The following is a 6574-nucleotide window of genomic DNA, read 5'->3' as shown; positions in this document are numbered from 1 at the left end:
CATTTACTAAAACGTTCGGTTCCTTTTGTTCCTCCGTCTTCGGAAAGCAGATCATATAAATCCCTTGCCGACACCGTAGGTTGTCCGCTCTCATAGCTTATTTTCATTAGCTCATCCACTTTCTCACCTCCTATCGCAGCGCCTCCAATCGTGCGCAAACTGCTAAAATGATAATCACTCCAGCCACAAAGATAACCGCCGGCATCAGCCACCGCTCCGTTACTTCCAGCAGGCGAGATCGGCTGTCGTCCTCGAAGTCGTCGAGGTTGTCAATGTATTTCTGCATTCTGAATCACCTCCCACTGCTTGTCCATCGGTACCGCTATTAAGCGGTTTCATCTTTCTGTACCTCGTCTTTCTTTTTAATAGATTTTACAGTCACTGTTGCTTCTCCTCGTGCAGTCAAAATTCTTGCAAGGGCTTCAAATGCCTTTTCCACGTTAAGGCTATTTACTGCGATTACAGTATCTTTCATATCACCACCCCTCTCTGATAGATTGTATGTCTGACTGGTTGTACTACTTGCGTTGTCCTTCATTTTCCATTGACATGCATGTTCGATAGTGGTATATTTGCCATATCGAACATAAGTTTGTTTTAGGCATCATTTTCAACCGTGAAAAGGTCCTTAAGTTCTGAATCAGGAAAGTATGTTTGCTGGATTCGCACACACTCTTCATAGAGCCATTGTGTTGTTCCGTTAAACCTTGTGTGAATTGTGCTGTAAGACAAATCAAGCATTGCAGCTATTTCTTTCCTGGATATGCCATACCTTTTCATTTCTGCTTCTAAGTTCTTGCAGTTAATTTTCACAGTTTTTATTCACCCTCTTTCTGGTTTTGCGATATACCGCAATTTATAAATATACTATATTGCATTATATCGCAATTGTCAATAACTTTTTGCAGTATTTCGCAATTTATTATTTACATATTGCAAAAAATAGTGTATTATCAAACTAGAGGTGATCATATGGAGAGAGCACAGATTTTACGAAATATTATGGAAGAAAAAAACATGAAAGTTGCTGATTTAGTACGGATTACAGGTATTGCTTATTCAACCATTAAATCTATGCTAGAAAATGGTATTGAAAAAACAAGTTATGTAAATGTTTGCAAAATCTGCGATGCGTTAGGAATTAGTACCGACGAGCTCGAAGCAATGGCAAATGATGGCTCCAAAGCAGTTCCTCAGCCCACCTATGCTGATGTAGAAAAACTTGTAGCCAGAAACGGAAAGAAAATGTCTGTTGAACAGAAAATGCGCCTGATACAGCTCCTGTCCGAAATTGAATTTGAGGACTGATTTTATTGAGAAATTATTTATGCTGCACCGATTTTAACCGAGCTGGACTTAAAAGATTGCTCAGTTATGTATTAACTGTCTACAAGGAATGCAATATAACTACTTTTCCAATTGATTGCTTTTCGATACTTAGGCATTATGGCTTTAAGGTTTTGAGTTATTCAGAGTTGAAGGAGATCAACTTTGAGTTATATACGATATGCCAGAGCTGCACAGAAGACGCTTTTACTTACGAAAAAATTATTGCGTATAATGAAAAAAACACATCTGAACGGATCCGTTTTTCGCTAATGCATGAGTTAGGGCATTATATCATGGATCTTCCGTCAACAGATAAATCATTTGAAGATCTCGCCGACTATTTCGCCAGTAACATTCTCGTACCTCGTGCAACCATCTGGCATATGCGATCGGATAGTGTCAGAGGTATTTGTCGTACTTATGGAGTATCCTGCATGGCCGCGAATCGAATATACGAAGATTATAAGATGTGTCATTTAAGTGAGTGCAAAGAAATAAATCAGGAAATACATAACTGGTTTTTCCCTGTTATTATACCGGAAATGCCGGTGCCAAAACCCAAACGTATCCTTGAGCAGAAAGAGCCTAAAGAAAAACACACCGCATGGGCAGAGTATCACGATATGCTTGAGAGATATTTTCCTGAACGGTTACAGAATTATATTTTAAGATGAGTAACATAAAATTTTCAGATTAAAATAGCCTGTGGCTTTTTAATAAAAATGAATAAAAAGAGGGAGAATTAATGTATGGAAAGTACTAAATTCTGCAAACATTGTGGAGAGGTCATTGACGCCGACTGTGTCGTATGTCCAAAATGTGGTAAACAGGTGGAACAATTAAGCAGTGGTAAGGATACCCCAATTATTATTAATAATTCATCTTCATCCAGTTCCAGTGCCAGCGCTGCTGCATCTGTATCTGGTGGCGGGAAAAGAGCGCTGCCATGGTATCTAAAGTGGTTTTGGATTTTTATCTTAGGTTGCTTTACAGGTGGAATTTATTGGATTGTAGGTTTTGTTTTAAGGGTTAATTGGAAATCTAAAAACTAATAAAGTAAAAAGCCCCAGGAGCTACCAACTCCAAGAGCTTTTCACATAGATTCTCTTGCCGGATCATTCCGGAAAGATATGTCTTTCTCGCAAATTGATTATATCATTTCCAGAATGTCTTGACAAGAGGTGTATTTTTTATACGCCAAATTAATACACTAGACCAAGGAGATGATATCATGGCACAACCACAGACCGCCCTTCAGCGCGTAGCCCTCTACATCCGTGTATCCTCAGATGAGCAGGCTGAACGTGGTGATTCTATCCGCGACCAAAAGGAACGCGGAACTAAATATATCGATGATCACCAGAACATGATCCTTCAAGATACCTATATCGACGACGGCGTTTCCGGCCAAAAGCTGGACCGTGATGATTTTACCCGCCTGATCGGGAATGTCAAAGCCGGCCTGGTCGATCTCATCATATTTACGAAATTAGATCGATGGTTCAGGAGTCTTCGCCATTATCTTAACACTCAGGTTATATTAGATAAATACAACGTAGCCTGGACAGCCATTGACCAACCTTATTTTGACACCTCCACGCCTTACGGGCGAGCATTCGTGGCCCAGTCTATGACCTGGGCGGAGCTGGAGGCACAGAACGGCGGTCTTCGTGTTGCCGACGTGTTCCGAAGCAAGGTAGAGCATGGCGAAGTTATAACCGGAAAGGTGCCGCGCGGCTACATGATTCAAAATAAGCATTTAGTTTTTTCTGACGAGGCACCCGCGATGTTGGATAGTATTCAGTACTTCCATCGGGAACAGGGACTTGCCAAAACCATAAACTACATGCGGGAGACTCACGGAATAATCATGAGTATCCAGAACCTTAAAAACAGTATACTGCGCAACGAGAAATACACCGGTCGTTATCGTGGCAATGAAAATTATTGTCCTCGTCTGATTTCTGATGAGATGTATCATGACATACAACGAGTTCTCGATAACAACAGCACTATCAGATCCAATCAGAAGTACCCTTACATATTTTCTGGGATTTTGGTCTGCGATCAATGCGGACATAAAATGTGCGGCTGTCACATCACGGTGACAAGCCATAGAACCAGCGGAAAGGTTTACCGGTATAAATATCCGGCCTATGAATGCCTGCAATACCGGACATACAAGAAATGCAGTAACGGAGGCGAGATTCGCGAAGTGCGGATTGAAGAATACTTATTGAAACACGTCCGTGAAGAGTTAAGCGGATACCTGGTAGATTTCGAGACAGGGGAGACAAAGAGAATTGATAACCGTGCCAAAAAGAACAAACTTCGCAGAAAGTTAGACCGACTAAAAGACTTATATCTAAATGAAGTAATCAGTTTAGATGAATACAAAAAGGATCGCATAGAATATGAGGAGCAACTTGCGGCGCTTCCAGACATGGAACAGCCCATCAAGAATTTAGAACCCCTTAAACAGGTCCTGGACTGCAATTTTGAGGTTATTTACAACAAACTGAGTAACGAAGAAAGAAGGGCTTTCTGGCGGTCAATTATCAAAGAAATCCGTATATCGAAGAGTGTTGAACGGAACAGGAAATATCAGATTATTTTTTTGTAGTTGTTTTACCGTTAACTTAATCAACCGGTATGCTGATTCATTCCAGTCATTTCATTAAATACCGTACTCTTCCCCACATTCGGGTTACCTGCCAGCGCGATGACCTTATCATCTTCCCGGCGTTTTTTGATTTCAAGTCCACAGTCCACAGACTTGATCCCCACAGAATCTCTGCTTAACCCCATAATACGTCCTCCGTTTCCTCCTGTCCTGCCTTCCCCTCACAGATTGAGGCGGTATCTGCGGCTAAAGCCATATCCGGGGCCTCATCACGCTGTTCCTTCCCCTCTCTCGCTCCCTGGTGTTCTGATTCCTTTCTATATACCATCACACGGCCGGAGTCCTCGCTCCTGAGGGCTATGACCGCCCCCCGGATAATGTAGGCGCAGGGGTCACCCAGCGGGCTCTTTCCCACACACTCCACTACAGTTCCTTCAATCAGACCGATGTCCTGAAGCCGCCGTCTCATATCATCAAAAACGGCCAGTTCGGAAATTACCGCTTTCTGACCCTTTTTCAAGTCTGTTAACTGGATTACTTCTGTCATTAAATTTACCTCCGTAAATGTTTCCATATCCTAACATATGCGAAGGCTGGTACAGTGGTTCCGGGAGATTTTTTCCTTCTTTCCTGACGGCAGACTGTTTCCCTGACGGCAATTATTTTTAAGTCCCCGCCGCGGCCGTCATAGATTGTTCTCATCCGGAATATATTGAACTGATATGCAGAGACGTAACGGAGGTAAACAAATGGATCAGGAAGATAATTTTTATACACTAAAAGGCTATTCCCTTCTGGAGCACATCCAGATCACCTCCTCCATGGAGGACTATCTGGAAATGATCTGCCGCCTCAGCCAGGACGGCACCCCGGTCCGGATCGGGGACCTTGCCAAATGTCTTCATGTCCGGCCGTCATCCGCCTCAAAGATGGCTGGAAACCTGCGCAGCCACGGACTTGTGCGGTTTGAGAAATACGGTACCGTCACGCTGACGGAAGCGGGGCTTCAGCTTGGGCGCTATCTCCTGTTCCGCCATACGGTGCTGCAGGATTTCTTCTGCTTTATCAATCAAACCACCAATGAGCTGAAGCAGGCCGAAAAAGTGGAACACTTCATCGATCCGAAAACAGTGTATAATCTGAAAAAATGGATGGATAAAATTACATAGACAGTCTTGTGCGAATCCGTAATTCGTCGTATACTATAGGTTACATGAAGAGTATCACACATAAGCGGTCAGAGTACGCTTGCTGAGTGTTCATAACAAGGAGGAACAGACACATGGATAAGATTAAGATGACAACCCCCATCGTCGAGATGGACGGCGACGAGATGACACGGATTCTCTGGAAGATGATTAAAGATCATTTACTGCTTCCCTACATCGACTTAAAAACCGAATACTATGATCTCGGCCTGGAATACCGCGACGAAACGGACGATCAGGTCACCGTCGATTCCGCCAACGCCACGAAAAAATATAAAGTTGCAGTCAAATGTGCCACCATCACCCCCAATGCTGCCCGTGTAAAAGAGTATCATTTAAAAGAAATGTGGAAGAGCCCCAACGGAACCATCCGTGCGATCCTGGATGGCACCGTATTCCGTGCTCCGATCGTAGTGAAGGGAATCGAACCATGTGTAAAAAACTGGAAAAAGCCTATCACCATCGCAAGACATGCCTACGGCGATGTATATAAGGGTTCCGAGATGAAGATTCCGGGAGCCGGTAAAGTCGAGTTAGTCTATACGGCAGAAGACGGAAGCGAGACCCGCGAACTGGTACATAACTTTACAGGCGCCGGTATTGTACAGGGCATGCATAACCTGAATAATTCCATAGAAAGCTTTGCCAGAAGCTGTTTCAATTACGCGCTGGATACGAAGCAGGACTTATGGTTTGCCACCAAGGATACCATTTCCAAAAAATATGACCATACCTTTAAGGATATTTTCCAGGATATTTTTGATGCAGAATACGCAGGTAAGTTTGAGGAAGCGGGAATCACCTATTTCTATACGCTGATCGACGATGCGGTTGCACGTGTCATGAAATCTGAAGGCGGCTATATCTGGGCCTGCAAGAATTATGACGGCGACGTTATGAGCGACATGGTTTCTTCCGCGTTCGGCTCCCTCGCCATGATGACCTCCGTTCTCGTATCTCCGGATGGCGATTACGAATATGAGGCTGCCCACGGAACCGTACAGCGTCACTATTACAAGCACTTAAAGGGAGAAGAGACCTCCACCAACTCTGTGGCCACCATTTTTGCCTGGACCGGTGCGTTGAGAAAGCGGGGAGAACTGGACGGCAACAAAGATCTGATGGATTTTGCAGACAGACTGGAGAAAGCTACCATCGATACCATTGAAAATGGCGAGATGACGAAAGACCTTGCGCTCATCACTACCATACCCAATCCTACTGTATTAAACAGCGAAGATTTTATCAAGGCAATTGCTGCCCGTCTTTAAGGGAAGTTCCGTCTGCTTCGTTTGAAGCAGGGAATGGAAGCCCCCCTCTCCGTCTTTGACGGAATCAGACGGCTGCTGTAAAATCCCTCCGCACCGCGAGTCATTTCACGGTACCGGAGGGATTTTCTTAAACAACTAATTTT

The 6574-nt window shown here is 43.8% G+C and carries 11 protein-coding genes; 6 read left to right on the top strand and 5 right to left on the bottom strand.

Annotated elements, in window-relative coordinates:
• Nucleotides 1-130: 130 nt before the first annotated feature.
• The 3 genes from NE473_RS14000 to NE473_RS13990 form a co-directional block, all read right to left on the bottom strand.
• Nucleotides 131-286 (bottom strand): hypothetical protein, encoded by a 156-nt coding sequence (locus NE473_RS14000; protein WP_182464868.1) that lies wholly within the window; start codon nt 284-286, stop codon nt 131-133.
• 39 nt (nt 287-325) lie between these two features.
• The gene (locus NE473_RS13995) at nt 326-475 is read right to left on the bottom strand and encodes a hypothetical protein (protein ID WP_155521547.1); all 150 of its coding nucleotides are present in this window, start codon (nt 473-475) and stop codon (nt 326-328) included.
• A 122-nt stretch (nt 476-597) separates the two neighbouring features.
• Nucleotides 598-813 carry a helix-turn-helix domain-containing protein gene (locus NE473_RS13990; RefSeq protein ID WP_118078077.1) on the bottom strand — a complete coding sequence of 72 codons (216 nt, stop codon included), beginning with the start codon at nt 811-813 and terminating at the stop codon, nt 598-600.
• A gap of 159 nt (nt 814-972) precedes the next feature.
• Here NE473_RS13990 and NE473_RS13985 point away from each other — a divergent pair, with 159 nt between their 5' ends.
• The 4 genes from NE473_RS13985 to NE473_RS13970 all read left to right on the top strand — a co-directional run bounded on the left by NE473_RS13985 (nt 973) and on the right by NE473_RS13970 (nt 3952).
• Nucleotides 973-1308, top strand: a complete 336-nt coding sequence (locus NE473_RS13985; RefSeq protein ID WP_256265288.1) for a helix-turn-helix domain-containing protein — start codon at nt 973-975, stop codon at nt 1306-1308.
• A gap of 167 nt (nt 1309-1475) precedes the next feature.
• Nucleotides 1476-2003 carry an ImmA/IrrE family metallo-endopeptidase gene (locus NE473_RS13980; RefSeq protein ID WP_182283937.1) on the top strand — a complete coding sequence of 176 codons (528 nt, stop codon included), beginning with the start codon at nt 1476-1478 and terminating at the stop codon, nt 2001-2003.
• Nucleotides 2004-2078: 75 nt separating this feature from the next.
• Nucleotides 2079-2381 (top strand): hypothetical protein, encoded by a 303-nt coding sequence (locus tag NE473_RS13975; RefSeq protein ID WP_147348788.1) that lies wholly within the window; start codon nt 2079-2081, stop codon nt 2379-2381.
• A 179-nt stretch (nt 2382-2560) separates the two neighbouring features.
• On the top strand, nt 2561-3952 hold the full coding sequence (locus tag NE473_RS13970) for a recombinase family protein (protein ID WP_256265287.1): 1392 nt from the start codon (nt 2561-2563) through the stop codon (nt 3950-3952).
• A 20-nt stretch (nt 3953-3972) separates the two neighbouring features.
• On the opposite strand, the gene NE473_RS13965 is transcribed toward NE473_RS13970, so the two are convergent.
• Nucleotides 3973-4137 (bottom strand): FeoB small GTPase domain-containing protein, encoded by a 165-nt coding sequence (locus NE473_RS13965; RefSeq protein ID WP_243110866.1) that lies wholly within the window; start codon nt 4135-4137, stop codon nt 3973-3975.
• On the bottom strand, nt 4128-4499 hold the full coding sequence (locus NE473_RS33135) for a FeoA family protein (protein WP_055649931.1): 372 nt from the start codon (nt 4497-4499) through the stop codon (nt 4128-4130). The genes NE473_RS13965 and NE473_RS33135 overlap by 10 nt, the downstream gene beginning before the upstream one ends.
• Before the next feature lie 202 nt (nt 4500-4701).
• Here NE473_RS33135 and NE473_RS13955 point away from each other — a divergent pair, with 202 nt between their 5' ends.
• Entirely contained in the window at nt 4702-5121 is a 420-nt protein-coding gene (locus NE473_RS13955) for a metal-dependent transcriptional regulator (RefSeq protein WP_055649930.1), read from the top strand.
• Between the two features lie 113 nt (nt 5122-5234).
• Nucleotides 5235-6431, top strand: coding sequence for an NADP-dependent isocitrate dehydrogenase (locus NE473_RS13950; protein ID WP_006774195.1), 1197 nt, complete (start codon nt 5235-5237; stop codon nt 6429-6431).
• The last annotated feature ends 143 nt before the right edge of the window (nt 6432-6574 follow it).

The sequence above is a fragment of the Hungatella sp. SL.1.14 genome (genome assembly GCF_024460495.1).
GTDB classification, from domain to species: Bacteria; Bacillota; Clostridia; order Lachnospirales; family Lachnospiraceae; genus Hungatella; species Hungatella hathewayi.
Note: the sequence above shows the minus strand (reverse complement) of the source record. Positions and strands in the feature narration are given on the sequence as shown.